General features: G+C 74.5%; 22 protein-coding genes. 13 read left to right on the top strand and 9 right to left on the bottom strand.

Annotated elements, in window-relative coordinates; genetic code table 11:
* The first annotated feature begins 62 nt into the window (after positions 1–62).
* The gene (gene abc-f / locus OVA32_RS07405) at positions 63–1661 is read left to right on the top strand and encodes a ribosomal protection-like ABC-F family protein (protein WP_098092828.1); all 1599 of its coding nucleotides are present in this window, start codon (positions 63–65) and stop codon (positions 1659–1661) included.
* A gap of 30 nt (positions 1662–1691) precedes the next feature.
* On the opposite strand, the gene OVA32_RS07400 is transcribed toward abc-f, so the two are convergent.
* Genes OVA32_RS07400 through OVA32_RS07390 form a run of 3 tightly spaced genes read right to left on the bottom strand, consistent with a single transcriptional unit; the run spans position 1692 to position 3423 of the window.
* Complete coding sequence (locus OVA32_RS07400; protein WP_210079365.1) at positions 1692–2609, bottom strand: SURF1 family protein; 918 nt, start codon at positions 2607–2609, stop codon at positions 1692–1694.
* Positions 2606–2977 carry a hypothetical protein gene (locus OVA32_RS07395; protein WP_200968794.1) on the bottom strand — a complete coding sequence of 124 codons (372 nt, stop codon included), beginning with the start codon at positions 2975–2977 and terminating at the stop codon, positions 2606–2608. The genes OVA32_RS07400 and OVA32_RS07395 overlap by 4 nt, the downstream gene beginning before the upstream one ends.
* Positions 2974–3423 (bottom strand): DUF3099 domain-containing protein, encoded by a 450-nt coding sequence (locus OVA32_RS07390; RefSeq protein ID WP_210079366.1) that lies wholly within the window; start codon positions 3421–3423, stop codon positions 2974–2976. Before OVA32_RS07390 ends, OVA32_RS07395 begins: the two co-directional genes overlap by 4 nt.
* Positions 3424–3594: 171 nt before the next feature.
* Here OVA32_RS07390 and OVA32_RS07385 point away from each other — a divergent pair, with 171 nt between their 5' ends.
* Positions 3595–4341 (top strand): beta-ketoacyl-ACP reductase, encoded by a 747-nt coding sequence (locus OVA32_RS07385; protein ID WP_036315234.1) that lies wholly within the window; start codon positions 3595–3597, stop codon positions 4339–4341.
* Positions 4342–4378: 37 nt separating this feature from the next.
* Positions 4379–5137, top strand: a complete 759-nt coding sequence (locus tag OVA32_RS07380; protein ID WP_225348484.1) for an SDR family oxidoreductase — start codon at positions 4379–4381, stop codon at positions 5135–5137.
* Positions 5138–5210: 73 nt separating this feature from the next.
* Here OVA32_RS07380 and serB read toward each other — a convergent pair whose 3' ends face one another.
* Positions 5211–6047: a phosphoserine phosphatase SerB gene (gene serB / locus OVA32_RS07375; protein WP_210079367.1), complete on the bottom strand. Its 837-nt coding sequence runs from the start codon at positions 6045–6047 to the stop codon at positions 5211–5213.
* Between the two features lie 85 nt (positions 6048–6132).
* On the opposite strand from serB, the gene OVA32_RS07370 reads away from it, so the two are divergent.
* The 6 genes from OVA32_RS07370 (at position 6133) to OVA32_RS07345 (ending at position 11181) form a co-directional block, all read left to right on the top strand.
* Positions 6133–6957 carry an ABC transporter ATP-binding protein gene (locus tag OVA32_RS07370; RefSeq protein WP_052007049.1) on the top strand — a complete coding sequence of 275 codons (825 nt, stop codon included), beginning with the start codon at positions 6133–6135 and terminating at the stop codon, positions 6955–6957.
* Positions 6954–7799, top strand: coding sequence for a sulfite exporter TauE/SafE family protein (locus OVA32_RS07365; RefSeq protein WP_036315227.1), 846 nt, complete (start codon positions 6954–6956; stop codon positions 7797–7799). The genes OVA32_RS07370 and OVA32_RS07365 overlap by 4 nt, the downstream gene beginning before the upstream one ends.
* Complete coding sequence (locus OVA32_RS07360) at positions 7792–8634, top strand: TrmH family RNA methyltransferase (protein ID WP_052007050.1); 843 nt, start codon at positions 7792–7794, stop codon at positions 8632–8634. Before OVA32_RS07365 ends, OVA32_RS07360 begins: the two co-directional genes overlap by 8 nt.
* A 109-nt stretch (positions 8635–8743) precedes the next feature.
* Positions 8744–9001: a type B 50S ribosomal protein L31 gene (locus OVA32_RS07355; RefSeq protein ID WP_002855042.1), complete on the top strand. Its 258-nt coding sequence runs from the start codon at positions 8744–8746 to the stop codon at positions 8999–9001.
* A 103-nt stretch (positions 9002–9104) separates the two neighbouring features.
* A complete protein-coding gene (locus OVA32_RS07350) occupies positions 9105–10163 on the top strand; it encodes a lipoate--protein ligase family protein (RefSeq protein WP_036383370.1) in 1059 nt (352 codons plus the stop codon).
* Positions 10164–10536: 373 nt separating this feature from the next.
* Complete coding sequence (locus tag OVA32_RS07345; RefSeq protein ID WP_223247538.1) at positions 10537–11181, top strand: hypothetical protein; 645 nt, start codon at positions 10537–10539, stop codon at positions 11179–11181.
* 79 nt (positions 11182–11260) lie between these two features.
* On the opposite strand, the gene pepN is transcribed toward OVA32_RS07345, so the two are convergent.
* Together pepN and glgC are read right to left on the bottom strand one after the other, a co-directional pair.
* On the bottom strand, positions 11261–13909 hold the full coding sequence (gene pepN, locus OVA32_RS07340; RefSeq protein ID WP_267713849.1) for an aminopeptidase N: 2649 nt from the start codon (positions 13907–13909) through the stop codon (positions 11261–11263).
* A gap of 103 nt (positions 13910–14012) precedes the next feature.
* The gene (glgC, locus tag OVA32_RS07335) at positions 14013–15257 is read right to left on the bottom strand and encodes a glucose-1-phosphate adenylyltransferase (RefSeq protein WP_041103825.1); all 1245 of its coding nucleotides are present in this window, start codon (positions 15255–15257) and stop codon (positions 14013–14015) included.
* 113 nt (positions 15258–15370) lie between these two features.
* Between glgC and glgA the strand changes: the two genes are divergently transcribed.
* Positions 15371–16567, top strand: a complete 1197-nt coding sequence (gene glgA, locus OVA32_RS07330) for a glycogen synthase (RefSeq protein WP_041103824.1) — start codon at positions 15371–15373, stop codon at positions 16565–16567.
* 75 nt (positions 16568–16642) lie between these two features.
* Here glgA and OVA32_RS07325 read toward each other — a convergent pair whose 3' ends face one another.
* Both OVA32_RS07325 and OVA32_RS07320 read right to left on the bottom strand, forming a co-directional pair.
* On the bottom strand, positions 16643–18766 hold the full coding sequence (locus OVA32_RS07325; RefSeq protein WP_041103823.1) for an acyl-CoA dehydrogenase: 2124 nt from the start codon (positions 18764–18766) through the stop codon (positions 16643–16645).
* On the bottom strand, positions 18763–19476 hold the full coding sequence (locus tag OVA32_RS07320) for a TetR/AcrR family transcriptional regulator (protein ID WP_041103822.1): 714 nt from the start codon (positions 19474–19476) through the stop codon (positions 18763–18765). Before OVA32_RS07320 ends, OVA32_RS07325 begins: the two co-directional genes overlap by 4 nt.
* Positions 19477–19603: 127 nt before the next feature.
* On the opposite strand from OVA32_RS07320, the gene OVA32_RS07315 reads away from it, so the two are divergent.
* The 3 genes from OVA32_RS07315 to OVA32_RS07305 are packed head-to-tail and all read left to right on the top strand — an operon-like array spanning position 19604 to position 23225.
* Complete coding sequence (locus tag OVA32_RS07315; protein WP_041103821.1) at positions 19604–20947, top strand: acetyl-CoA C-acetyltransferase; 1344 nt, start codon at positions 19604–19606, stop codon at positions 20945–20947.
* A 32-nt stretch (positions 20948–20979) separates the two neighbouring features.
* Positions 20980–22329: a 3-oxoacyl-ACP reductase gene (locus tag OVA32_RS07310; protein ID WP_060974152.1), complete on the top strand. Its 1350-nt coding sequence runs from the start codon at positions 20980–20982 to the stop codon at positions 22327–22329.
* A gap of 2 nt (positions 22330–22331) precedes the next feature.
* Entirely contained in the window at positions 22332–23225 is an 894-nt protein-coding gene (locus tag OVA32_RS07305; RefSeq protein WP_036315203.1) for a MaoC family dehydratase, read from the top strand.
* A gap of 64 nt (positions 23226–23289) precedes the next feature.
* Here OVA32_RS07305 and malQ read toward each other — a convergent pair whose 3' ends face one another.
* Complete coding sequence (gene malQ / locus OVA32_RS07300) at positions 23290–26778, bottom strand: 4-alpha-glucanotransferase (protein ID WP_225348489.1); 3489 nt, start codon at positions 26776–26778, stop codon at positions 23290–23292.
* Between the last annotated feature and the right edge of the window lie 3 nt (positions 26779–26781).

The raw sequence follows: 26781 nt of genomic DNA, 5'->3' as shown, positions 1-26781 counted from the left end.
ATCGGCCGGGCCCCGCCGATGCACCCCTGTTCTTCCCTCGACCCCTGGAGTCTGACACCCCCATGCTGACCGTCACCGATGTCGAACTGCGCGTGGGCGCCCGTCTCCTCATGGACGAGGTGAACTTCCGCGTGGACAAGGGGGACAAGGTCGGCCTCGTGGGGCGCAACGGCGCCGGCAAGACGACGCTGACCAAGGTCCTGGCCGGCGGCGGGCAGCCCACGGCGGGCACGGTGACCCGGACCGGGCGCATCGGCTACCTGCCCCAGGACCCCAAGGTCGAGGACATGGACCAGTCCGGCCGCGACCGCATCCTCTCCGCCCGCGACCTGGACCAGACGATCCGCCGCATGCGTGAGGCCGAGGCCGGGATGGCCGCCGTCGACGACGCCGAGCGGGAGCGGGCGATGAACCGCTACTCCCGTCTGGAGGCGGAGTTCGAGGCCCGCGGCGGCTACGCGGCCGAGTCCGAGGCCGCCCGGATCACGTCCAACCTCGGCCTGCCGGACCGCGTCCTGGACCAGCCGCTGCACACCCTCTCCGGCGGCCAGCGCCGCCGCGTGGAGCTCGCCCGCATCCTCTTCTCCGACGCGGACATCCTGCTGCTGGACGAGCCCACCAACCACCTCGACCACGACTCGATCGTGTGGCTGCGCGACTACCTGAAGACCTACTCCGGCGGCCTCCTGATGATCTCGCACGACGTGGAGCTCATGGAGATGACCGTGAACAAGGTCCTCTACCTGGACGCGAACCGGCAGACCATGGACGTCTACAACATGACGTGGAAGAACTACCTCGCCCAGCGCCAGCAGGACGAGGCGCGCCGCCGCCGGGAGTTCGCCAACGCGGAGAAGAAGGCCTCGGCCCTCATGGCCCAGGCCGAGAAGATGCGCGCCAAGGCGACCAAGGCCACCGCCGCGCAGAACATGATCAAGCGCGCCGAGCGGCTCATGCGCGGCGTCGAGGGCGAGCGCGCGGTCGACCGCGTGGCCGCGATCCGCTTCCCCACCCCGCAGGCCTCCGGCAAGACGCCGCTGCGCGCCGAGAACCTCTCCAAGTCCTACGGCTCGCTCGAGATCTTCACGGGAGTGGACCTGGCGATCGACCGCGGCTCGCGCGTGGTGATCCTGGGCTACAACGGTGCCGGCAAGACGACGCTGCTGCGCATGCTCGCCGGGGAGGAGACCCCGGACACCGGGGAGGTGCAGGCGGGCCACGGGCTCAAGCTGGGCTACTTCGCCCAGGAGCACGACACCCTGGACCAGGACGCGTCCGTCCTGGACAACATGCGCCACGCCGCCCCGCAGCTCGGCGACACCCAGGCGCGCACGCTGCTCGGCTCGTTCCTCTTCCAGGGCGACGACGTCGACAAGCCCGCCCGCGTCCTCTCCGGCGGCGAGAAGACCCGCCTGGCGCTGGCCACGCTCGTGGCCTCGAGCGCGAACGTGCTGCTGCTGGACGAGCCCACGAACAACCTCGACCCCGCCAGCCGCGAGGAGATCCTCCACGCGCTGCGCCAGTACGAGGGCGCCGTGGTGCTCGTGACCCACGACGAGGGCGCCGTCGAGGCGCTCGACCCCGAGCGCGTGGTGCTGCTGCCGGACGGGGTCGAGGACCTCTGGAACGACGACTACAGGGACCTCATCACCCTCGCCTGAGTGCGCGGGCCGCCGAGGCGGAGGGCGGGCTCAGTCGAAGAGCGCGTCCTCGGCCTCCTCGTCCGTGAGCCGCCCGTCGCGCCGCCGCCGGACCGGCTTGGCGCGGGGGACCCGGTGCGCGGAGAGCAGCCCGTCGTCCGCGGCGTCGTCGAGGGCGTCGGCCCGGTCGTTGCGCGCGCGCATCCACGCGGAGTACCCCCACACCCCGAAGCCCATGGCCGCGAACAGGTACCACTGGATCGCGTAGGACAGGTGCGGGCCCTCGTCCAGGGTGGGCTCGACGAGCTTCTGCGGCATCGACTCCACCGCCGGGTCCTCCGTGACCATGATCCCGTAGGCCGTCCCGGCCACGGGCCCGCCCACGGTGTCGGCGATCTCGGCGAGGTCGATCGAGGGCACCTGGCCGTCCGGGGCGTCGCGGTCCAGGGCCGGCTCCCCGGGCTTGACCCGCACCACGACCTCGGCGTGGCCGGCGGGCGGGGCCGGCACGGCGTCCGGTCGCCCCGGGCTGTTGCCCACCGGGAGCCAGCCGCGGTCCACCACGACGACGGGGCCCTCGTCCGTCCGGAACGGCACGAGCACCTCGTAGCCGGGCTGGCCGGCGCGGGGACGGTTGCGGACGATGAGCGTCTCGTCGACGAGGTACTCGCCGGTCAGTGTCACGGGCGTCCACTCGTCCTCGGTCTGGAACGCGGTGAACAGCCGGGAGGCCTCGGCGAACGGGATCGGGTCGTCGTCGTAGTTCTCCAGGACGCGGTTGACGCGGTGCTGGACCTCCACGCGGCGGTCCCACTGCCACTGGGCGAGCGCGTGGCACAGGAACGCGAAGAGGATGCACACCACGAAGCCGAGGATCCACGGGCCGGTGGCGAGGAAGCCGAAGCGCAGGGGCGGCAGGCGTTCGGCGTCGCGGGCGGTCGGGGTCGTCATGGGGGCGGGGGTGCTCATGGGCGCGGGGGCTCCTGCGGGGTCTCGGGCGTCTCGACCTCGGGCGCCTCCGTGGCGGGCGGGTCGAGCGGGCGGGAGCGCCGCAGGAAGCCGCGGGCGCTCAGGAAGTCGTCCAGGAAGGGTCGATGGTCCGCGCAGGCCAGCCAGGTCTTCACCCGGTCCGGGGCGTGGACGCGCGGGTTGTTCCACTCCAGGGCCCAGGTCGCCTCCGCGGTGCACCCGCGGCGCGAGCAGACCGGCCGCTCGGGCCCGTCCGCAGCGGCGTGCGGGGATCGAGCGGCGGAGGCACCGGCAGCGGGGTCGAGGCGGCCGGCGGCGAGGGCGCCCAGCAGGTCCATGCCCGGCTCGCCCGGGCCCGCCCCGATCACGCGGCACCCCGTCCGGGCAGGCCGGGACGGCCGGCGGACGAGGACCCTCGGCCCAGCGCCCGGGGCGCACGGTCGCGCGGGTCGTCCACGAGGTCGCCGGTGAGCACGACCGGCTCGGGCCCCGCCGCGTCGTCGGGGCGGGCGTTCAGGGCCGGTCCCTGGGCGGGGACGGCACGCAGGGTGCCGGCCTGCTGGGGGCCGGTGTTGTTCACACGCACGACGGCGACGTAGGGCAGGACGACCGCGCCGAGGATGAACCCGAGCTGCCACCAGCCGTGGGTGAAGAGCGCGGCGACGAAGCAGGCGGTGCGGAGCAGCATCTGGACCAGGTAGACCCTCATGCGCGCCTGCCGGTCCGCGCTGCGGCCGGCGGCGGCGGTGGTGACACCCTGGACCTCCGGCTTCGTCCCGCGCCCGGCTCGGGAGCCGGCGGCGGAGCTGGTCATGGCGCATCCTCCTGGAACGTCGCGCCCTGCGGAGGGCCCCCGCGCGGCCGCGGACGTAGAGTGGTGGTTCACATGCCGGCGCGCCCGCCCTCGGCGGCGTCCCGCAGGACGGCGTCGACGGCGCCGCGCCGGTGCTTCAGTCTAGTCCCGTCCCGTCCGGAAGGTGTTCCCATGGCCGATCAGACCACCACGCCCGCAGCGGACGCGCAGGCCGCCGGCCGCAGCGTCCTCGTCACGGGGGGCAATCGCGGCATCGGCCTGGCCATCGCCCGGGCGTTCGCCGCGCACGGCGACCGGGTGGCCATCACCTCCCGCTCGGGGGAGGGGCCGGAGGGGGTCCTCGCGGTCCGGGCCGACGTGACGGACGCGGCCTCCGTGGACGCGGCCTTCCGCGAGGTCGAGGAGGTCCACGGCCCGGTCGAGGTGCTCGTGGCCAACGCCGGCATTACCCACGACCAGCTGCTGCTGCGCATGTCCGAGGACGACTTCACCTCGGTGATCGACACGAACCTCACCGGCGCCTTCCGCGTGGTGCAGCGCGCCACCAAGGGCATGATGCGCCTGAAGCGCGGACGCATCGTCCTGGTCTCCTCCGTGGTGGGCCTGCTCGGCTCGCCCGGCCAGGTCAACTACGCCGCCTCCAAGTCCGGCCTCGTCGGGATGGCCCGCTCGATCACGCGCGAGCTCGGCGCGCGCGGCGTGACCGCGAACGTCGTGGCCCCCGGCTACATCGACACCGAGATGACGCAGTCCCTCGACGACGAGCTCAAGGCCCAGTACAAGACGTCCATCCCGGCCGGCCGCTTCGCCGCCCCGGAGGAGGTGGCCGGCGTCGTGCGCTGGCTGGCCTCGGACGAGGCCGCGTACATCTCCGGGGCCGTGATCCCCGTGGACGGCGGCCTGGGCATGGGCCACTGACGACCACCGACCGCTGAGCAGACAGGAAGCACAGAACATGACCGAGCAGGACCTGGCCGGACGCGGCGTCGTCGTCACCGGCTCCTCCCGCGGCATCGGCGCCGCCACCGCCGAGCTGCTGGCCGCCCGCGGCGCGGGCGTCGTGGTGAACTACCGCCAGAAGGCGCCGCGCGCGAACAGGGTGGTGCAGAGGATCGAGGACGCCGGCGGCCGCGCCGTGGCCGTGGGCGGCGACGTGACCGTCGCCGAGGACCGGGCCGCGCTGCTGGACGCCGCCGTGGAGCACTTCGGCTCACTCGACGTGCTCGTGCTCAACGCCTCGGGCGGCATGGAGTCCCAGTTCGGCGAGGACTACGCCCTGAAGCTCAACCGTGACGCCCAGGCCGCGCTGGCCGACGCCGCGCTCGAGCGCATGGGCGCCGGCGGGCAGATCGTGTTCGTGACCTCCCACCAGGCGCACTTCATCGACGAGGTCGCCACGATGGACTCCTACGAGCCCGTGGCCCGCTCCAAGCGCGCCGGCGAGGACGCCCTGCGCGAGCGCATCCCCGCGTTCACCGAGAAGGGTGTGGGCTTCGTGGTGGTCTCCGGCGACATGATCGAGGGCACCATCACCGCCACCCTGCTCGACCGCGCCGAGCCCGGTGCCATCGAGGCCCGCCGCGAGGCCGCCGGCAAGCTCTACACCGTGGAGGAGTTCGCCGCCGAGATCGCCTCCCTTGTGGGCCGCGAGGACCTCGAGGTCGGCCACACCGAGCTCGTGGGCGGCGCCGAGGACTTCCTCGGGCAGGACTGAACCCCACCACACCCCAGACGACGAGGGCCGGATCCGTGGGATCCGGCCCTCGTGACCTCCGGGAGCGGACGCCTCAGAGACCGAGGAGCCACCGCAGGGGGGTGAAGGAGGGCACGTCGACGACGACGTCCGCGTGCTCCCGGAGGATCGGCTTCGCGCACAGGGCCACGCCGCAGCCGGCCGCCTCGAGCAGGTCGATGTCGTTGGCGCCGTCGCCCACGCCGACGGCCTGCTCGGGGGTGAGCCCCGCGTCCTCGGCCCAGGCGCGCAGCATGGCGGCCTTCGCCGCGCGGTCCACGACGTCGCCGAGCACCTTCCCCGTCAGGTGCCCGTCCCGCACCTCGAGCTCGTTGGCGCAGTAGGCGTGCACGCCCCATGCCTCGGCCAGCGGGGCGAGCACCTGGGTGAAGCCGCCGGAGACCGCGCACACCCGGCCGCCGGCCGCGGTGACGGCCTCGATCAGCGCGAGGGCTCCGTCGGTGGGCCGGATGGCCCGCACCACGTCCGCCACGACGCCCACGGGCAGCCCTGCGAGCGCCTCGACGCGCGCGTGGAGCGAGGCGGCGAAGTCGAGCTCACCGCGCATCGCCCGCTCCGTCACCTCGGCGACCTCGGCCTCGCGGCCGGCATGGGCGGCGAGCAGCTCGATGACCTCCTGCCGGATCAGCGTGGAGTCCACGTCCGTCACCACGAGGGGCGCCGGTGCGGCGGCGACCGTCGCCGGCAGCGTGAGCACGTCCCACCCGGAGCCCGGCTCCGGGGCCGCCGCCCACTCGTCCGCGGCGAAGCGCCAGCCCAGCAGGCCGTCGTCGATGAGCCGCTCGGCGTCGTCGGGCACGCCGACCGGGGGCGCGTCCGTGAGGAGGAGGGCGGGGTCGGCGGTGAGGACGAGGCGGCGCACGGTGCTCATGCGCGGCATCCTAGGCGGGGGTGCGGGCGCGGCCGGGCGTGCGTCGCATCGGCGACGCGCCGACCAGCCGGACTAGGCTGGCCCCATGACCACCCCCGCGCCTCTCGACGACTTGTTCCTCCCGGACGAGGACGCCGTGCTGCAGCTGCGCCGCGTGCGCGTGCGCCGCGGCGCCACCGACATCCTCGGCCCCCTGGACTGGACGGTCCGCGCGGGGCAACGGTGGATCGTGATGGGCCCGAACGGCGCCGGCAAGTCGACGCTGCTCCAGCTGGCCGCGGCCCGCCTGCACCCGACCGCCGGCGACGTCGGCGTGCTGGACGAGGTGCTCGGCGCCGTCGACGTGTTCGAGCTGCGCCCGCGCATCGGCCTGTCCTCCGCCCAGCTCGCCGCCCAGGTGCCCGCGAACGAGACCGTGCAGGACGCCGTCGTCACCGCCGCCTACGGGATCACCGGCACGTGGCGCGAGCGGTACGAGACGGAGGATCGCGCCCGCGCGCTCGGCCTCGTGGCGACCTGGGGGCTCTCCCGCCTCGCGCACCGCGCGTTCGGCACCCTCTCCGACGGTGAGCGCAAGCGCGTGCTCATCGCCCGCGCCCTGATGACCGACCCCGAGCTGCTCCTGCTGGACGAGCCCGCCGCGGGCCTGGACCTCGCCGGGCGGGAGGACCTCGTGCGCCAGCTGACGGCGCTCGCCACGGACGAGGACGCGCCCGCGCTGGTCCTCGTCACGCACCACCTCGAGGAGGTGCCCCCGGGCTTCACGCATGCGCTGCTGCTGCGGGACGGCGGCGTCGTGGCGGCCGGGCCCATCGAGTCGACGCTCACCGAGGAGCACCTCTCCGCGGCGTTCGGCACGGACCTGAAGGTGACCCGCACCGGCGGTCGGTACACCGCCGTCGCCCGGTGACGGGGCTGCTGACCGCGCAGCTGCTGGGCATGGACCTGTGGCAGGTCCTGCTCGTGCTGCTCGCGGGGTTCTGGGCCGGCACGATCAACTCGGTGATCGGCTCGGGCACGCTCGTCACCTTCCCGACGCTCGTGGCGGTCGGGTTCCCGCCCGTGACGGCCCAGGTCTCCAACGCGATGGGCCTGGTGGCCTCGGGCTTCTCCGGCACGTACGGGTACCGCCGAGAGCTGGCCCAGTCCCGGGCGCTCCTGCCGAAGCTGACCGTCGCGTCCCTGCTCGGCGGGGTCATCGGCGCCGCCCTGCTCACCACGCTGCCCCCGGCCGTGTTCGGCTACGTCGCGCCGGTGCTGCTCGTGGTGGCCCTGACGGTCGTCGTGCTGCAGCCGCGCATCCAGCGGTGGGTCCGGCGTCGGGCGGAGGACCAGGGACCGACCCCCGGCGCGGACTCTCCCGTGCCGGTGGGCCCCGTGACCCCGACGCTGTGGACGCTCGTGTTCCTGACCGGCATCTACGGCGGCTACTTCGTGGCCGCCCAGGGCGTCATGCTCATGGCGATCTTCGGCGTGCTGCTGGTGGGCGGCACCCTCGTGCACGCCAACGCCGTGAAGACGTGGCTGTCGCTGGTGGTCAACCTCACCGCCGCGGCGTTCTACCTGGTCTTCGCCTTCGACCGCATCGACTGGCGGGCCGTGCTGTTGATCGCGCTCTCCTCGCTCGTGGGCGGGCTCGTAGGCGCGCGGATCGGCCGGCGCATCTCGCCGACGGCGCTGCGCGTCACCATCGTGATCGTGGGCCTGGCCGGGCTGGTGGTCATGGTGATGCGGCAGGTCTCGGGTGGGTGAGGTCGGGACCCGCGAGGTGCGCCTGGAGCGGATCGAGGACCTCGCCGACCCCCGCCTGGCCCCCTACACGACCATGACGGACGCGGCCCTGCGCCGTCGCGTCGACGCGGAGCACGGCGTCTTCCTCGCCGAGTCCTCCCAGGTGGTCCGCCGCGCGCTGGACGCCGGGCACACCCCGCGCTCCTTCCTGCTGGGGGACCGCTACCGCGGGTCCTTCGCGGACGTGCTCGCCGCCCATCCTGACGTCCCGGTCTTCACCGGACCCGACGACGTGCTCGAGGCCCTCACCGGCTTCCACCTGCACCGCGGCGCCCTGGCCGCGATGGACCGCCCCGCACCCCGGCCGCTCGCCGACGTCCTCGCGGGCGCCCGGCGCGTGCTCATCGCCGAGGACCTCGTGGACCACACGAACCTGGGCGCCGTGGTGCGCTCCGCCGTCGCCCTCGGCTGGGACGCCCTGCTGCTCACCCCGCAGGCCGCCGACCCGCTCTACCGGCGCGCCATCCGCGTCTCGATGGGCACGGTGTTCCGCCTGCCGTGGGCGCGCCTGCCCGGTCCGGTCGCCCAGTCGCTGCCCGCGCTGCGGGCGGCCGGGTTCGCGGTGGCCGCCCTCGAGGTGACGGAGCGTGCCGTGGGCCTGGACTCCGCCTGGATCGAGCCGCTGCGCACCGCCGAGCGCCTGGCCCTCGTCCTCGGCCAGGAGGGGCCGGGGGTCCGTCCCGAGACCCTCGCCCAGACCGACGCCGACGTCGTCATCCCCATGCCCGCCGGCGTCGACTCGCTGAACGTGGCGGCGGCCGCGGCGGTCGCGCTGTGGGAGCTGCGCGCGCGCTGACCGGCCCGGGTGCGGTAGAGTGGGCGGCTGGCCCGCCCTCCGGCGGACCCCCTGACCACACCTCTCGCGCCCCTGGTCCCAATCAGGCGGCTGACACGAAGGATGCACCATGAAGTCTGAGATCCACCCGGATTACCGCTACGTCATCTTCAACGACCTCGCCTCCGGTGAGAAGATCCTCACCCGCACCACCGCGAACTCCGACAAGACCGCGGAGTGGACCGATGGCAACACCTACCCGGTGATCGACGTCGAGATCTCGGCCGCCTCGCACCCGTTCTACACGGGCAAGCAGCGCATCATGGACACCGCCGGCCGCGTCGAGCGCTTCAACGCCCGCTTCAAGGGCTTCGGCGGCAAGAAGTGACCGCGGCGGCCTGAGCCGCACGCCCACCACGACGACGGGCCCCGCGCCCCCGGAACGATCCGGGCGGTGCGGGGCCCGTCGCGTCGCCCGTAGGCTGACGGGCATGACGACTCTCCACGGTGAATACAAGGTGATCGGCGGCAAGCTGGTCGCGGCGGACCTGAGCCTCGCGGACGGCCGGATCGCGACCGCGAGCATCAACGGCGACTTCTACCTCGAGCCGGATGAGGCGCTCGAGGACCTCAACGCGGCGGTGGCCGGGCTGTCCGCGGACGCTGAGCACCGCGTCATCCGGGAGGCCGTCGAGCGGGGTCTGCGACCCGAGGCCGAGCTGTTCGGCGTGGACGCCTTCGCGGTGGCCTCGGCCGTGCGTCGGGCCCTCGGCAAGGCGACCACGTGGGGGGACCACGAGTGGGAGGTCATCGGGCCGGAGCCGATGCCGATCGCGCTCACCGTGGCCCTGGACGAGGTGCTCACCCGGCAGGTGGCCGAGGGACGTCGCAAGCCGACCATGCGCCTGTGGCAGTGGAACGAGCCGGCCGTGGTGATCGGCGCCTTCCAGTCGCTCGCCAACGAGGTGGACCCCGAGGGGGCGCGGCGGCACGGCATCAACGTGGTGCGGCGGATCTCCGGCGGCGGCGCGATGTTCATGGAGGCGGACAACTGCGTCACGTACTCGATGCACGTCCCGTCGTCGCTGGTCGACGGGCTGGAGACGGCGGAGTCCTACCCGTTCCTGGACGAGTGGACCATGGACGCGCTCTCCCGACTCGGCGTGCACGCGTTCTACCAGCCGCTCAACGACATCGCCACGGACCAGGGGAAGATCGGCGGCGCCGCGCAGAAGCGGGTGGGCACGGCCGGGCTGCTGCACCACGTGACGATGAGCTACGACATCGACGCGGACAAGATGCTCGAGGTGCTGCGCATCGGCCGGGAGAAGCTGCGCGGCAAGGGCGTGACCTCGGCGAAGAAGCGCGTGGACCCGCTCCGGCGCCAGACCGGCGTCTCCCGCGCCGAGATCTGGGAGACCATGATGACCACCTTCGAGGAGCGCTACGGCGCCCGCCGCGTCGAGCTGGACGAGGCCACCCGTGAGGAGGCCGAGCAGCTGGCCCGCACCAAGTTCGCGACCCCGGAGTGGACCGCGCGGGTGCCCTGAGCCGCCTGACGGCGTCCCGGCACCGTCCGGCACGCTTCCGTCCGGGGGCGGTTTGCGGTGGTATTCGACGTGAATACCGCCCGAAACCGCCCCCGACGCGTCGAGGTGTGGCGGGGCGGCTCTGTCAGGATCGGACCATGACCCCCGACGACGACGCCCCCGTCCGCCTGATCGCCCGCTCCGACGCCCCGGGGCGCCCACGGTCGACCGTGGACGTCCACTGCGCCCTCGAGCTGGAGCTGGCCTCCGGCCGCCGCGTGCCTCTGCTCACGGACCGCGGCTGGACGAGCCGGGCGGCGGCCGCACGCCTGCCCAGGAGGAGACGCGACACTGGGACGCGCTGGCAGCGGTCGCGGCCGAGGCCGGGGTGCCGGTGGGTGCCGCAACGTTGCGCGAGCTGCCGCTGGTGGGGGAGACCTCGCCCGAGCTGGCCGCCCTCGTGGACCGGGCGCACCGCGAGGCCCGCGCCCTGAACCGGCTGCTCGGCGTCCACCCGCTGGCCCTCGGCACGGTCGCGCCGGCCGACGTGCTGGGCGCCGACGCGACCGCCGCGCTGCGGACCGGGCTGGCCGCGGGACTCGGCGTCGCGCCGACGGCGTGGGAGGACCCGGGCGTCGTGCTCGCGCCCGCCGCGGACGCCGACCCGGAGCTGCTGCACGTGGTCCTGCTCCACACGACCGCGGTGGTCGCCGGGCCACCCGCACTCGTGGCCCGCCTCGCGGACGCCGACGTCTCCGACCTGCTCGACGACGCCTCCCTCGGCGCGCACCTGCGCGGCCCGGTGGAGGACGTGTCGGCGGCCTGGCTCCACGCGGCCGACCGGCAGGCGCTGTCTCTCGACCCGGACGGCGGGGCCGCGCACGTGGCGCGCCACGCCGAACTGACGGCCGTGCTGGAGACGCGGCCCGTCGTCGTCGAGCGGGTGGGGATGCGCGACCGGGACGCCCAGCGCGCCGCCGACGCCGTGGGCCTGCGCCGGGTGGGCCGGGAACGCGTGCTCCGCGTTGCCGCGCCCTGAGCTGGAATGGTCACGACACACCGCCTCGCCCGAGGGGAGGCGGCGTGTCGTGACCACTCTGCGCGGGAGGGCTTACCGCTCAGCCCGCCGGCTGCACCGCCTGCACGCGCAGGGACCGCCGCAGGGCGTCCGTGTGCTCCACGACCAGGCGCCGCAGGGCCCCCGGGGCGTCGGGGTGCTCGTCCAGCCAGCGCTGGGCCGCGGCCAGCGTCGGGTGCGACTCCTGCGCGTCGGCGCCGCCGGCCACCGCGTCCTGGCGGCCCGGGAACAGCCCGCCGATCGCGCGCGAGGCCAGCCCGTTGGACCGCGAGGCCCACACCGAGGTCAGGCGCGGCCAGAAGCCGGACTCGTAGGGGGCGAGGAGCTCGACCCCGCCCGCGGCGAAGCCGGCCGCCGTGGCCGAGAGCAGGTCGTTGGACAGCTCCGTGCCGGTGGTCGTGCGGCCGGACATGACCGCCTCCCACGCGGCGGCCTTGACCTCGGCCTCGGGGCGGGCGGCTGCGGCGAGCCGGTGCCACGTGACGGTCTGCGCCGTGCGGCCGGCCTCGAGCTCCGCGTCCAGGCGGTCCTGGTCGGCCCGGCCGGTCGCGGCGAGGGCCTGGAGCACGAGCCAGCGCAGCTCCGCGTCGACCGCCAGGCCCGGCGCGAACGCCGCCGCGTCCTCGCCGAGCAGGGCGGCCTCGAGGGCCGCGGCCATCCCGACGTCGGCCCGCGCCAGCGTCGCCCACGTGCGGGCCGCGGTGCGCTGGCGGTCGGAGCCGGCCTCGAGCGTGCGGGTCTGCTCGGCCAGGACCTCGCCCAGCCGGGACCGCAGCGCGTCCCGGTCCTCGGCGCGGGCGTACTGGCCCACGGCCGCGGCGGCCTGCGCCAGCACCTGCGCGTGCACGCCCACGGTCGCGATCCGCGCGGACAGCGTCGCCACCGCGTCCAGGAACCGGGCGACCGGCAGCTCGCCGTCGCGGGTCATCGACCACAGGGCGGCCCACACGGTGGCCTCCGCGAGCGGGTCCGCGATGGGGTGCGTCAGGGCCGCGCGCAGCGAGCCCGCGTCGAGCGCGACGGCGGCGTAGGTGAGGTCCTCGTCGTTGGGCAGCACGAGGCGGACGCCCCCGGGCACCTCGAGGTCCGGCAGGGGCACGGCCGCGCCCTCCGCCCCACCCGGCACATCGGCGGTGACCTGGGCGGTGCGGCGCAGGACGCCGTCCTGCCCGGGCGTGAAGACGCCGACCTTCAGCACGTGCGGGCGGAGGATCGGCCCGCCCGTGACCGGGTCCGCGCCCTCCTGGCGCAGCACCGGGGCGTCGCCGTCGACGTCGACCCGCAGCCGGGGCACGCCGGAGGTGTGCAGCCACGCGTCCGCCCACGCGCGCATGTCCCGCCCCGAGGCGGCCTCGAGGACCGCCATGAAGTCGGCGAGGGAGGCGTTGCCCCACGCGTGGGCGGCGAAGTAGCGATGTGCGGCGTCGAGGAACGCGTCACGGCCCACGTAGGCGGCCAGCTGCTTGAGCACGGAGGCGCCCTTGGCGTAGGTGATCCCGTCGAAGTTCTGACGGGCGGCCTCGAGGTCGACGATGTCCGCGACGATGGGGTGCGTCGTCGGCATCTGGTCCTGCACGTACGCCCAGGCCTTGCGGCGGGACGCGAAGGTCACCCATGCGGTCCGGAAGTCGGTGGCCTCGTCCACGCCGAGGGCGCCCATGTAGTCCGCGAACGACTCCTTGAGCCACAGGTCGTCCCACCAGTGCATCGTCACGAGGTCGCCGAACCACATGTGCGCCATCTCGTGCAGGATCACGTTGGCCCGGCCCTCGTACTGGACCGCGGTGGCCCGCGAGGTGAACACGAAGTCCTCGGTGAAGGTCACGAGGCCCGGGTTCTCCATGGCGCCGAGGTTGTACTCGGGCACGAACGCCTGGTCGTACTTGCCCCACGGATACGCGACGCCGAAGAGGTCGTGGAAGAACGTCAGCCCCCGCTTGGTCACGTCGAACACGGCCACGGGGTCGAACGCGTCGGCCATCGTGCGCCGGGTGAACAGCCGCAGCGGCACGGCCTGCGCACCGCTGGCCGGGTGACCGTCCCAGGCGTCCTCCCACTGCGCATAGGGGCCGGCGAGCAGCGTCGTGATGTAGGTGGACTGGGGGAGCGTCGGGGCGAACTCCACCCGGACGACACCGTCCCCGGCCGGCGTCCGGGACACCTCCGGCCGGTTCGAGGCCAGCACCCAGTCCGCGGGTCCGGTGAGGGAGAAGGTGAAGGCGGCCTTGAGATCCGGCTGCTCGAAGTCCGGGAACACGCGGCGCGCGTCGGCGGGCTCGTACTGGGTGTAGAGGTAGACCTCGCCGTCAGCGGGGTCCGTGAAGCGGTGCAGGCCCTCGCCCGACCGGGAGTACACGGAACGGCCGACCAGCTCGACCACGTTCTGCGCCGCCAGGTCGGGCAGCAGCACCCGGGCCCCGCCCACGACCTCGGCCACGTCCAGCGCCGTGCCGTTGAGGGTCACCGACTCCACACCGCCGTGGATCCAGTCCAGGTGGGTCTGCGCGCCGGGCTCGGCGCACGCGAAGCGGATCACGGTGCGGACCGGATAGGTGTCGGTCGCGGCGTCCCGGGCGTCGGAGAGGTCCACGTCCACGACGTAGTCCTGCACCGTGAGCAGGCGGGAGCGGTCCGCGGCCTCAGCGCGGGTGACGTTGGTGGCGTCGAGGTCGGGGGTGGTGTCGGTCAAGGCGAGCCTCCGGTCGGGGATCCAGCGGGGACGGCGACGCGCGGACACACCGGGGCGTGCCCGCGCGTCGGCGGTGGTCCGGGACCGGCGGCCCGTGGCCGCGTCAGTGCGGCGTCGGGACGGGCTGGCCCTTGGAGAGCACCGTCAGGCCGGATTCTGTCACGGTGTAGCCGTTCGCCTCGTCCTCCGCCCGGTCGAAGCCGATGCGCGCGCCCGGGGGCACGACCACGTTCTTGTCCAGGATCGCGTTGCGCACGTGGGCCCCCTCGCCGATCACCACGGAGTCCAGCAGCACCGACTGCTCCACCCACGCCTCGTTCTGCACGCGCACGTCCGTGGAGAGCACGGACTGGGCCACGGTGCCGCCGGAGATGACCACGCCCTGGGAGAGGATCGAGTCGTTCGCCGAGCCGGGGCGGCGGGTGGACGAGCGCACGAGCTTGGCGGGCGGGGAGACGGACTGGCGGGTGTAGAGCGGCCACTCGCGGTTGTAGAGGTTGAACTCCGGCCACGGCTGCACCAGGTCCATGTGCGCGTCGTAGTAGGAGTCCAGGGTGCCGACGTCCCGCCAGTAGTGCTTGCCGGCCGTGCCGCCGGGCACCTCGTTGGTGGTGAAGTCGTACACCCCGGCCTCGCCGCGCTCCACGAACAGCGGGATGATGTCCCCGCCCATGTCGTTGTTCGACTCGGGGTTCTCCTCGTCCTGGTTCAGCGCCGCCACGAGGGCGTCCGTGTCGAACACGTAGTTGCCCATCGAGGCCAGGAACTGCGTGGGGTCGTCCGGCAGGCCGGGGGTCGTCTCCGGCTTCTCCACGAACGCCGAGATCCGCGTCCTGTCCTGCGGGTCCGTCTCGATCACCCCGAACGAGGAGGCCAGCTCGAGCGGCTGGCGCACCGCGGCCACGGTCGCCTTGGCCCCCGAGGCGATGTGCTGGTCCACCATCTGCTGGAAGTCCATGTGGTAGACGTGGTCCGCGCCGATGACGACGACGATGTCCGGCCGTGCGTCGTGGATCAGGTTCATGGACTGGTAGATGGCGTTCGCGCTGCCCGTGAACCAGTCCTTGCCCCGGCGCTGCTGCGCCGGCACGGAGGCCACGTAGTTGTTCAGCAGCGTGGACATCCGCCACGTCTCGGAGATGTGGCGGTCCAGCGAGTGCGACTTGTACTGCGTCAGCACGACGATCTCGCGGTACCGGCTGTTGACCAGGTTGGACAGCGCGAAGTCGATGAGGCGGTACGTGCCGCCGAACGGGACGGCAGGCTTGGCACGGTCGGCCGTCAGCGGCATCAGACGCTTGCCCTCACCGCCCGCCAGCACGACCGAGAGGACCTTCTTCTGCACCATCTGCGTCACTCCTCGTGAGCCGGGTCGTCGCGACCCGCACGCGTGCTCTGGGCGTGCGGGGCATCCGTGCCGCCAGACTATCGACCCCCGCCGGGCTGAACTAGGTTGGGGGCGTGCGCATCGACATCGTGAGCAAAGAGTTCCCCCCGTCCATCTACGGCGGTGCCGGCGTCCACGTCGCCGAGCTGACCCGCGTCCTCGCCTCCCGTGCCGACGTCCGCGTGCACGCCTTCGGCGAGCCGCGCGACCCGGACTACCACGGGGCCCGCGTCCTGACGTACCCGAACCCGCCCGGGTTCGACGCCGCCAACGGGGCCGTGCAGACCCTGGCCACCGACCTCACGATCCTCGGCGACCTCGAGGGCGCCGACGTCATCCACTCCCACACCTGGTACGCCAACCTGGCCGGCCACCTCGGCAAGCTCCTGCACGAGACCCCCCACGTCCTCTCCGCGCACTCCCTCGAGCCGCTGCGCCCCTGGAAGGCGGAGCAGCTCGGCGGCGGCTACGCCCTGTCCAGCTGGGCCGAGCGCACGGCCTACCTCGGGGCGGACGCGGTCATCGCGGTCTCGGACGGCATGCGTCGGGACATCCTGGCCTGCTACCCGGACGTGGACCCGACCAAGGTGCACACGGTCCACAACGGCATCGACACCCAGGTCTGGACCCCGCAGACCGGCACCGCCGCACTGGAGAAGTACGGGATCGACCCGGACAAGCCCTCCGTCGCGTTCGTCGGCCGCATCACGCGCCAGAAGGGCGTGCCCCACCTGCTCCGTGCGGCCCTGCGACTGCCGGAGGACGTCCAGCTCGTGCTGTGCGTAGGCGCCCCGGACACCGCGGAGCTGGCGCACGAGGTGAACGGGTTGATCGCCGAGCTGCGGCGCACCCGCCAGGGCGTCGTCGTGATCGAGGGGATGATCCCGCGCCACGAGGTGATGGAGATCCTCACGGCCGCCACCGTGTTCGCCTGCCCCTCGGTCTACGAGCCGCTGGGCATCGTCAACCTCGAGGCGATGGCGTGCGGCACCGCCGTCGTCGCCTCCGCCGTGGGCGGCATCCCGGAGGTCGTGCAGGACGGCGAGACCGGCCTGCTCGTCCCCTTCGAGCAGGTCGACGACGGCACGGGGGCGCCCGTGGACGAGGAGGGGTTCGCCGCCGACTTCGCGGCCGCGCTCACCCGCGTCGTGGAGGACCCGGAGCGCGCCCGCGCGATGGGTGAGGCCGGCCGGGCCCGCGCGATCGAGCACTTCTCGTGGGAGACCATCGCGGAGCGCACGATCGAGGTCTACGAGGCCGTGCTGCGCTGAGCCCGCCCGACCACGCACACGGGCCCCCGCCACCGCGAGGTGACGGGGCCCGTGTGCGTCCGGGGACGGCCACGGTCAGCCGCGGCGACCCCGCGCCGCCTTCTCGCGGGCGCGCACGGCCTTCTCATCCTCCGGCTCCTCGCCGGCGGCCCGGCGGGCCGTGAACCAGGCGTGGGCCTCCTCCTGGCGCTGGGTCTCGGCGTCCGTGGCCACCGCCATGCGCAGGTGCTCGGGCTCGAGGCCGAACGCCTCGACGAGCTCGAGGGCGAAGGGGCGCAGCCGCTCGGCCAGCCGGTTGACGTAGCCGCGCAGGGCCCGGGCGCGCTGGCTCGAGACGCGGCCGTGGGCCACGAACCAGCCGAGGTCGTCCTCGATGAGGCGCAGCGCGAACAGGTCGCGCAGCCACGTCAGGACGGTCTTCGTGGTCTCATCCGTGATGCCCTCCAGGGCGCGGGTGAAGGCCTCCCACTGCAGAAGCTCGCCGTGGTTGCGGGCGGCCTCGATGAGCTCGTGCTGGCGCGTGTTGAACGCCTCCGCCTGCGCCGCCTGGCCCTTGCCCCGGGCCCCCGAGAGGGTGCCGGCGATGTCGGCGGTCTTGGCACGGACGCGCTCGGTGAGCAGCTCATGCTGGACGGCGGGGTCCTTGAACCAGTTCGCCGAGCGGCGCTCGGACCCGCCGTCGGCCACGGACTGGACGGCCTTGTGCAGGCCCGCACGGTGGAGGGCGTCCGAGGCCTGATGGACCACGTAGCGGGAGACGGCGCCCACATTGAGACGTCCGAACTCCTTCGAGTAGTCGGTCAGCAGACGCTTGCCCACGAGCTGCAGGAGCACCGTGTTGTCGCCCTCGAACGTGACGTACACGTCCAGGTCGGCGCGCATCTGGGCCACCCGGTTCTCGGCGAGGAACCCGGCGCCGCCGCACGCCTCGCGGGCCTCCTGCAGGGTGTCCAGGGCGTGCCACGTGGTCAGCGGCTTCACGGCCGCGGCGAGCGTCTCGAGCTCCTGCCGGTCCACGTCCGTGTCGGAGCGGCCCGAGAAGACGTCGTCGAACTTCTCGACGAGCTCGTTGGAGGCGAAGGCGTCCGCATAGGCGCGGGCCAGGCGGTCGATGAGGCGGCGCTGGTGGTTCTGGTAGTCCAGCAGCACCTCCTCCCGCTGCGGGTCGGAGGCCTTGAACTGGCGGCGCTGCTCCGCGTAGGCCAGCGCACCGTGCAGGCCGAGGAAGGAGGCCGTGGTGGCGGCGAGGGACAGGGAGACGCGGCCCTGGACGAGCGTGCCGAGCATCGTGAAGAAGCGACGCCCGGGGGAGGCGATGGGCGAGGAGTAGGTGCCGTCCTCGGCCACGTCGCCGTAGCGGTTGAGGAGGTTGGTGCGCGGGATGCGGACCTGAGTGAAGTGCAGACGGCCGTTGTCGATGCCGTTCAGTCCGCCCTTGAGGCCGTCGTCCTCGCCGCCCACGCCGGGCAGGAAGGCGCCCTCCTCGTCCCGGATGGGGACGTAGAAGCAGTGCACGCCGTGGTTGACGCCCCGGGTGATCAGCTGCGCGAAGACCGTGGCCGCCCTGCCGTGCAGCGCGGCGTTGCCGAGGTAGTCCTTCCAGGCGCCCTTGAACGGGGTGTGGATGACGAACTCCTGGGTCGCCTCGTCGTACGTGGCGGTCGTCGCGATCGAGGCGACGTCCGAGCCGTGCCCGATCTCGGTCATGGCGAAGGCGCCCGGGACGCTCAGGTCCATCGCGCCCGGCAGCCACCGGCGGTGGTGCTCCGCGGTGCCCAGGTGCAGGATCGCCGAGCTGAACAGGCCCCACTGCACACCGGCCTTGATCTGCAGGGAGGGGTCGGCGAGCACGAGGTCACCGAAGGCGGCGAGGTTGCCGCCGTGGTTGTCCTCGCCGCCGAACTCGCGCGGGAAGGCGCGGTGGACCGCGTTGCGCTCCACGAGGACGCCCAGCTGCCGCAGGACGCGGGCGCGGTGCTCGTCCATGCCGAGCAGCGGGTCGCGCCACAGGGCGGGATCCTTGACCAGTTCGCGGGATTCGCGGCGCTCCGCGGCCCAGCGGCCGAGGAGGGCCTCCTCGAGGGCCGCGGCGTCGAGGGAGCCGGGCGTCGGCCGCTCGGGCGCGATCTCGGCGACGTCGGAGGGAACCTCGGTGCTGGGCGTCGAGGACTGGGGGGCGAGCTTCTCGTGGACGGTCATGACGATGCTCCTGTTCGTGAGTGGGGGCGGGCGCGGTCGGCGTCCGCCGCCGCGGGTTCGAGGGCGGCGCCGGGCGCGGCGCCGATGAGGCCGGTGAGCAGCCAGTCGGCGATGGCGCGGGCCATCGCCTCGACCGGGATGCGACCGGCGGCCGGGGTCCGCAGCCAGGTCTCGGCGGCGGCCCGGACGAGGCCGACGGCGGCGCGCGGCCACAGGGCGAGCGGGTCCGCCGGCGCCGGGGCGTGGCCCCGCGCGGCCATCCCGCGCGCCAGGCCCGACTCGAGCATGGCGTAGACGCGCTCGAGGAACGGGCCCAGCACAGGGGCCTCGGCCGCGGCGGGGGACGGGGCGACGGCGAACGCGTACACCTCGGGCGACGTCGCCGCGACCGTGAGATACACCTCGACCATGCGACGCAGCGCCTCGGGTTCGGAGACCGGTTCGTCCGCGACCTCGAGCAGGCGGCGCTCCATGTGGGCGGTGACCCGCTCGGACACCGCCAGGCGCAGGCCCTCGCGGTCGCCGAAATAGCGGTAGTAGACGGTCTTGGAGGTGCCCGCGTGGGACGCGATCTCCTCCATCGAGGCGTGTGCGCCCAGGGCGTGCACGGCCGACCGGGCGGCCCGGACCAGTTCCAGACGGCGCTCGGCGCGGTGCCGGTCCCAGCGGACGCTGCGACCGTCCCGGGCGGTGGACGTGACGGGATTCACGAAACCGAGCGTATCAGGTACTGTGGATCACAGTCACCCACCCCGCCGACGTCCGTATCGTCCGTATCGTCCGGGGTGACAACGCCCCCGCCGCGTCGGCGGTGGGCCCGCCGTCGAGAGGACCGTCATGACCCACCACGAGACCCCCGCGTCCGAGACCGCCTCCCGCCCCGCCGTCGCCGGCGGAGCGCTGCGCCCCGCCGTCATCCTGGGCGGCAACCGCATCCCGTTCGCCCGTGCCAACACCGCCTACGCCGAGGTCGGGAACCAGGAGATGCTCACGGCCACGCTCGACGGCCTCGTCGCGCGGTTCGGGCTCCAGGGCGAGCGCCTCGGTCAGGTCACCGCCGGCGCCGTCCTCAAGCACCCGCGCAACTTCAACCTCACCCGCGAGGCCGTCCTGGGCTCCGCGCTCTCCGCCGCGACCCCGGCCGCCGACGTCCAGGTGGCCTGCGCCACCGGCATGGAGGCCCTGGGCACCCTGGCCAACAAGATCCGGCTCGGCCAGCTCGACTCCGCCATCGGCGGCGGCGTGGACTCGATCTCGGACGCCCCCGTCTCGCTCTCCGACGGTGCGCGCCGCGTGCTGCTGCAGCTCAACACCGCCAAGACCACGAAGGACCGCCTGCGCGCCCTCGCCCAGCTGCGCCCCGGGCAGCTCGTGCCCGAGCCGGCCGGCGCGGGCGAGCCGCGCACCGGCATGTCCATGGGCGAGCACCAGGCCCTGACCACCCACAAGTGGGGCATCACCCGTCAGGCCCAGGACGAGCTCGCCGCGGCCTCCCACCGGAACCTCGGCGCCGCGTACGCCGCCGGGTACATGGACGATCTGGTGACCCCGTTCCACGGCCTGGCCCGCGACAACAACCTCCGCCCCGACTCCACGCCGGAGAAGCTGGCCGGCCTGAAGCCCGCGTTCGGTCGCCAGCTGGGGGACGAGGCGACCATGACGGCGGCCAACTCCACCCCGCTCACCGACGGCGCCTCCGCGGTGCTGCTCTCCTCCGAGGAGTGGGCCGCCGAGCGCGGGCTTCCCGTGCTCGCCGAGTTCGTGGACATGGAGAACGCCGCCGTGGACTTCGTCGACGGGCACGAGGGCCTGCTCATGGCCCCCGCCTACGCCGTCCCGCGCCTGCTGGCCCGGCACGGGCTCACCCTCGACGACCTCGACTTCGTGGAGATCCACGAGGCGTTCGCCGGCACCGTCCTGTCCACGCTCGCCGCCTGGGAGGACGAGGAGTACTGCCGCGAGCGCCTCGGGCTGCCGGGTGCGCTGGGCTCGGTGGACCGCGCCCGGCTCAACGTGCACGGCTCCTCGTTGGCGGCCGGTCACCCCTTCGCCGCGACCGGCGGCCGCATCGTCGCCCTGCTGGCCAAGATGCTGCATGAGAAGGGGGAGGGCTCTCTCGGCCTCATCTCCGTCTGTGCCGCCGGCGGCCAGGGCATCGTCGCCCTGCTGCGCGGCCGCTGAGCCCCGACCGACCCGATCCGAGAGGACCGACCATGACCGACCGTTACGGCACCTTCGTCGCCTCGCCCTTGGGCCGCCGCCTCACCGGCGCCCTGGGCCTGCCTCAGCCCGTCGAGCTGCGCCGGCACACCCCCGGCGACCCCGTGCTGCCCGGCTCCGTTCTCGTCCTGGGCGCGACCCCCGCAGCCGCGGACGCCCGCACCCTCTTGGCCTCGTGGGGCCTCGAGGTCGCCGACGCCCCCCGGGAGGGCGCCCGCCACGCGGCGATCGTCGCGTGCTTCGACGGGGTCGCCACGCCCGCGGACCTCGGCGCGGTGGCGCTGGAGATCGGCGGCGCGCTGCGCTCGCTGGGCTCCTCCTCGCGCGTGGTGACCGTGTTCGAGGACCCCGAGGCCGCCACGGACCCGACCCTGCGCGCCGCCCGCCAGGGCGTGACGGGCCTGACCCGCTCCATCGCGCACGAGATGCGTCGCGGCGGCACGGCCAACGGCCTGGTCCTGGGCGAGGGTGTGCCGCTCACCGCCCCCGGTGCGGCCGGCGCGCTGGCGTTCCTGCTCTCCGGCCGTGCGGCGTACGTCTCCGGCCAGTTCGTGCCCGTCGCCACCGCCGACGGCGCGGTCCCCGCCGACGCGGCGCGCCCGCTGGCCGGCAAGGTGGCCGTGGTCACGGGTGCCGCCCGCGGCATCGGCGCCGCTATCGTTCGGACGCTCGCCCGCGACGGGGCCGTCGTCGTCGGTGTGGACGTCCCGGCGGCGGGCGAGGCGCTGGCCGAGGTTGTGAACGAGGTGGGCGGCACCGCGCTGGCCCTGGACATCACGGCGCCGGACGCCGGCGCGCGCATCCTCGAGCACTGCCGCACCCGGCACGGCCGGATGGACGCGGTGGTGCACAACGCCGGGATCACCCGGGACCGGATGCTGGCCAACATGGACGCCGCACGCTGGGACTCCGTCCTCGCCGTGAACACCACGGCCCAGCTGGCCATGAACGAGGCGTTCCTCGCCGAGGACGCCCGGGACGTGGCGGGTCAGGGGCTGCGCATCGTGGGCCTGGCCTCCATCTCCGGCATCGCGGGCAACCGCGGCCAGACGAACTACGCGGCCTCGAAGGCCGGGGTCATCGGCCTGACCGCGGCGTCCGCCCCGGTCCTCGCGGCCCGCGGGGGCACGATCAACGCGGTGGCCCCGGGCTTCATCGAGACCGAGATGACCGCGAAGATCCCGCTCGCCACGCGCGAGGTGGGCCGGCGGCTCAACGCGCTGCAGCAGGGCGGCCTGCCGCAGGACGTGGCCGAGACGGTGGCCTGGCTCGCCTCGGACGCCGCCGGCGGCACCAACGGGGCCACGCTGCGGGTCTGCGGCCAGTCGAAGCTGGGGGCGTGAGGATGCAGACCACGCAGCTGTCCGCCCCGCCCTCCCTCGGCCGGCTCTACGTCCGGGCCGCCGGGCGGGCCGCCACGGACGCCGTCGTCCGTCGGCGCCGTCCCCGCGAGCTCCCGGACCGTCAGGTGGTCGTGACCGGCCACCGCATCCCGGCCGAGGCCGTGACCGCGTGGCGCGGGGCCGTCGGGTCCGCCAATCCGGCGGACCTGCCCTCGGTCCTGGTGCACACCCAGGTGTTCGGCGCGGCCATGGAGCTGATGGCCGACCCCGAGTTCCCGCTGCCCCTGCCCGGGCTGGTGCACCTGAGCAACACCGTCCTGCACCACCGGCCCGTCGCGGCGGAGACCGCCCTGCGCGTCACCGCACGTGCGGTGGGTCTCGTCCCGCACCACGCGGGCACCGCCGTGGACGTCGTCGTGACCGTCGAGGGGCCCGGCGACGACGGCGAGGAGGCACTGCTGTGGGAGGGCGTCTCCCGGTACCTCGCCAAGGGCGTCCACCTCTCCGGCCTGCGTCCCGAGCGGCCCGCCCGCCCGGACTTCGTGCCCCCGACGCCGACCGCCCAGTGGCGCTTCGGGACGGGGGCCGGACGCCGGTACGCGGGCGTCTCCGGGGACTGGAACCCGATCCACCTGACGGGCGTCTCGGCTCGACTGTTCGGCATGAAGGGCGCGATCGCCCACGGGATGTTCCTGGCCGCCCGGATGCTCGAGGGCCGGGAGCCGGCCGGCGCCGGGTTCCGCTGGCACATCGACTTCGAGGCGCCCGTCGTGCTGCCGACCACCGTGGCCGTCCGCTACGAGCCCGGGCCCGACGGCGGCACGCGCGTGTGGGGCTGGGATGCGCGGCGCCGGCGCCCGCACTTCTCCGGGGAGATCACTCCGCTCGAGCCCTGACGGCCGGGCCGACGCGTCGGCCCGCCGGGACCACCCGTCCCGGCGGGCCGGTGAGCGCGGCGGCTCAGGCGTCCGGCCCGGGCGACCGCCGCGGCACGGCGGCGACGGCCTCGAGCAGCCCGTCCGCGTAGGCCTCCCACGAGTGACCGGCGGCGTGACGCACGGCGCCGGGCCCCAACGCGGCCCAGGCGTCACGATCCGCCAGGATCTCGGCCAGGGCATCGGCCCACGCCTCAGGGGTGCCCGCCGTCACGTGGCGGCCGGACACGCCGTCGAGGACCGCGTAGACCAGTCCGCCGACCCGGTGCGCCAGCACGGGCGTGCCGCAGGCCTGTGCCTCGAGGGCGACCAGGCCGTAGGTCTCCGACGCGCTCGGCATCGCCACCACGTCCGCCGCCCGGAACTGGGCGGCCAGGGCGGGCGCGGGCACCGGCCCGGAGAACGTCACCAGGTCGGCGACCCCCTCCTCCGCGGCCAGGCTCGCCAGGTCCAGCTCGTCGCCCCCCGAGGCGGCCCCGTTCACGTGCAGGCGCACACCCGGGTCGGCGCCCGTGCCACCGGCCCGCTCGCGCAGCACACCGAGGGCGGCCACGAGCAGGTGCGGGCCCTTGTGCCGCTGCACGCGGCCGGCGAACAGAACCCGCAGGGCTCCGTTGTCGTCCGGGGCGCCCGGCCACTGCGCGGCGCCCTCCGGCGTGAACGTCTCGAGGTCGGCCCCGGGGGGCAGCACCCGGGTGCGGGCGCGGGGCACGTCCAGCAGCTCGCGCAGGTCGGCGACCTCGGCGGCGGAGTTGACCACGAGCAGGTCGGCCCGCTCGGCGACCTCGCGCTCGGCCTCGATCCGCGCGGCCGGCTCGCGCAGCTCGGGGTCCTCGAGCATCTTCGCCGCCGCCGTGGTGTGCATGGTCTGCAGGTACGGGGCGTGCGCCGCCCGCGCCAGCGCCGCGGCGGTGGACCCGGAGAGCCAGTAGTGGCCGTGCACGAACGCGACGGGCGGGGCGTCCGCGCCACCGAGGACGGGACCGCCCGGCACGGCGTCCGAGGCGAGCCAGTCCAGGGCCGCGCGGGTGAACTCGGCGCCGAGTCCCGCCAGCTCCTCCTTGGGCACGGGAGCGGACGGCCCGGCGGCGAGGTCCACGACCGTGACCGGCGGGGCCTGCCCGCCGGCGTCCAGCATCCGGACCCGTGCGCCATCCGCTCCCACCGGCTCCTCCGCCCGGGTCAGCAGGATCATCCGCACGCCCCGGCGGGCCAGGGCCACGGCGGCCTGCCGCACGTAGACGTTCATGCCGCCGGCGTCGCCGCGGCCGGGCTGGGCCAGGGGGGAGGTGTGCAGGCTGACCCCGATCCCCACCGGCACGGACGCCCGCAGTTCGGCGTCCACGGCGTCGAACAGCCGGGCCGCCGACGCCGAGTCCGCCAGGTCCTCGACGGAGACCATCCGTCCGGCGCCGTCGCCGAGCGGCACAGTCCAGTTCGGGTACTGGTCCTGGAGGGTGCCGGGCTGGTTCTGGATGCGCCGCTCGCCCACGGCGTCCACGAGCGCCACGCTGTGCAGGGCCGAGGGCGCCTGCGCGAGCAGGCGGTGCAGGGCCACGATCTGGCGTTCGCGCACCTCGGGGCCGGCGTCGGGGACGTCCACGTCCGCCTCGGCGAGCAGCCCGCGCCGGGCCGCGGCGGCGAGGAACGCGCGCACCTCCTCCGCCGACCGGCGGCGTTCCTGGGCGACGTCCACGGTGTAGAGGCCCAGCCGTTCGCGCAGGTCCACCTGGACGCCCTCGAGGTAACCGGCCGTGGGCGGCAGGTCATGCGTGTTCACCGCCGCCATGGCCAGCCGCCGGTAGCGCTCCGGCGGGGTGGGCTCGCCGTCCTCCTGTTCGAACCACAGGATCGACGTGCCGAGCACGCCGGCCTCGGCCAGGCGACGCTGCACCCACGGCTCGAAGGTGCCGAGGTCCTCGCCCACCACGACGACGCCGGCCCGCTCGGCCTCGAGCGTGAGCACGGCGAGCATCGCCTCGTGGTCGTACTCGACGTACGCGCCCTGGGTGGCGCCGGCGCCCTCCGGGATCCACCACAGGCGGAACAGCCCCAGGACGTGGTCCATCCGGATGCCGCCCGCGCCGCGCAGCACGGTGCGCAGCATGTCCCGGAACGCGGCGTAGCCGGTCTCGGCCAGACGGCGCGGATGCCAGGGGTGCTGCGACCAGTCCTGGCCCAGCTGGTTGAACAGCTCCGGCGGCGCGCCGACGGACATGGTCGGCACCAGCACGTCCCCGAGCATCCACGCGTCCGCGGTCTCGCGGGTGGCCCCGACCGCCAGATCCACCATGACGCCCATGCGCATGCCGGCCGCCCGGGCCCGCTCCTGCACGCCGGCGAGCTGCTCGGCGGCGATCCACTGCACCCAGCGGTGCAGGTCGACGTCGGTCGCGCGTTCGACGCGGACCCGCTCGGCCTCGACCCCGCCCGGCGCCCAGGCCGGGTCGGCGAGATCGGGCCCGGTGCCGTCGCCGTCCAGGCGCAGGACGGACCAGAGGGCGAAGTCGTCCAGGCCCGGGCCGGCCTCGGCGCGGAACCGCGCGTAGGCGGCCTCGCGCTCGGGGGAGCGGGGCACCTCGTGCACGCGGCGCAGCGCGGGCCACAGGACGGCGGCGACGGCGGCCCGGTCGATCCGGCCGGTGCGCTCCAGCTCCGCCTGGACGCGGGCGCCGGCCGACCGCAGCTCCGCCTGCTCCGCGGCGGGCAGGTCGGCGAACTCGGGGATCGAGGGCACGTGCACGACCAGCGCCGAGAGGAACCGACGGGAGACGGGGGAGTAGGGGGAGTCCGCCGGATGGGGGCCGGGCTCGACCGCATGCAGGGGGTGCAGCAGCAGGAAGTCGGCACCGTGCCGGGCGACGATCTCGGCCAGGGACCCCATGTCCGCCGCGTCGCCGATGCCCCACGAGTCCGCCGAGGTCACCGAGTAGCCCTGCGCGGCCGCGCCCCAGCCGCGGCGCTCGAGGAAGGGACGCGGCGTGCTCAGCCGGGCCGGGGCGCAGACCAGGACCGCGGAGGCGGTGGAGCCGGAGCCGCTGGTCACCTCCAGCCGGTGCCAGCCCGGGGCGAGGTCGGCGGGGATCTGAACGTGGACGCGCTCGCGCTCGACGCCGTCGACCAGGCGGACCTCGGACACCGGCTCGCTCACGCTCACCTCGAGGGTCCGCCCGTCCTCTGTGTGCACGCGGGCCACGACCGGCTCGCCCGCGGCCACGTGGCACGGCACGGACAGGCGGTGACCGGACCGGGCGGCCACGGTGGGCGGGAGCACGTCCCGCCAGGGGGCCGTCTCCGCCTCCTCCACCGCCTCGGCCAGGGCGGCGACCCCGTCCGGACGGACCGACACCCCGAGGGCGGCGAGCACCTTCACGAGGGCCTCGTCCGGCACGGTCTGGGCCGAGCCGTCCTGCCCGACGTACTCGGGCTGCACCCCGTGGGCTCGCGCGAGCCGATGCAGCAGTGCGGGGGCTTCCAGGGCCATCGGGTCCTCCATGCCGTCGTGCGGTTCCACCGA

It is taken from the genome of Micrococcus sp. SL257 (assembly GCF_026625585.1).
Classification (GTDB): domain Bacteria; phylum Actinomycetota; class Actinomycetes; order Actinomycetales; family Micrococcaceae; genus Micrococcus; species Micrococcus luteus.
The sequence above is the reverse complement of the archived record's forward strand: the minus strand, read 5'-3'. Positions and strand labels throughout refer to the sequence as shown.

Excerpts from the sequence above, each read along its gene's own strand:
- OVA32_RS07310 (WP_060974152.1), top strand. The coding sequence starts at position 20,980 with ATGACCGACCGTTACGGCACCTTCGTCGCCTCGCCCTTGGGCCGCCGC.
- OVA32_RS07390 (WP_210079366.1), bottom strand. The coding sequence starts at position 3,423 with ATGACCAGCTCCGCCGCCGGCTCCCGAGCCGGGCGCGGGACGAAGCCG.
- OVA32_RS07380 (WP_225348484.1), top strand. The coding sequence starts at position 4,379 with ATGACCGAGCAGGACCTGGCCGGACGCGGCGTCGTCGTCACCGGCTCC.
- serB (WP_210079367.1), bottom strand. The coding sequence starts at position 6,047 with ATGAGCACCGTGCGCCGCCTCGTCCTCACCGCCGACCCCGCCCTCCTC.
- OVA32_RS07400 (WP_210079365.1), bottom strand. The coding sequence starts at position 2,609 with ATGAGCACCCCCGCCCCCATGACGACCCCGACCGCCCGCGACGCCGAA.
- abc-f (WP_098092828.1), top strand. The coding sequence starts at position 63 with ATGCTGACCGTCACCGATGTCGAACTGCGCGTGGGCGCCCGTCTCCTC.
- OVA32_RS07350 (WP_036383370.1), top strand. The coding sequence starts at position 9,105 with ATGACGACTCTCCACGGTGAATACAAGGTGATCGGCGGCAAGCTGGTC.
- OVA32_RS07315 (WP_041103821.1), top strand. The coding sequence starts at position 19,604 with ATGACCCACCACGAGACCCCCGCGTCCGAGACCGCCTCCCGCCCCGCC.
- OVA32_RS07370 (WP_052007049.1), top strand. The coding sequence starts at position 6,133 with ATGACCACCCCCGCGCCTCTCGACGACTTGTTCCTCCCGGACGAGGAC.
- OVA32_RS07305 (WP_036315203.1), top strand. The coding sequence starts at position 22,332 with ATGCAGACCACGCAGCTGTCCGCCCCGCCCTCCCTCGGCCGGCTCTAC.
- OVA32_RS07385 (WP_036315234.1), top strand. The coding sequence starts at position 3,595 with ATGGCCGATCAGACCACCACGCCCGCAGCGGACGCGCAGGCCGCCGGC.
- glgC (WP_041103825.1), bottom strand. The coding sequence starts at position 15,257 with ATGGTGCAGAAGAAGGTCCTCTCGGTCGTGCTGGCGGGCGGTGAGGGC.
- OVA32_RS07325 (WP_041103823.1), bottom strand. The coding sequence starts at position 18,766 with ATGACCGTCCACGAGAAGCTCGCCCCCCAGTCCTCGACGCCCAGCACC.
- OVA32_RS07355 (WP_002855042.1), top strand. The coding sequence starts at position 8,744 with ATGAAGTCTGAGATCCACCCGGATTACCGCTACGTCATCTTCAACGAC.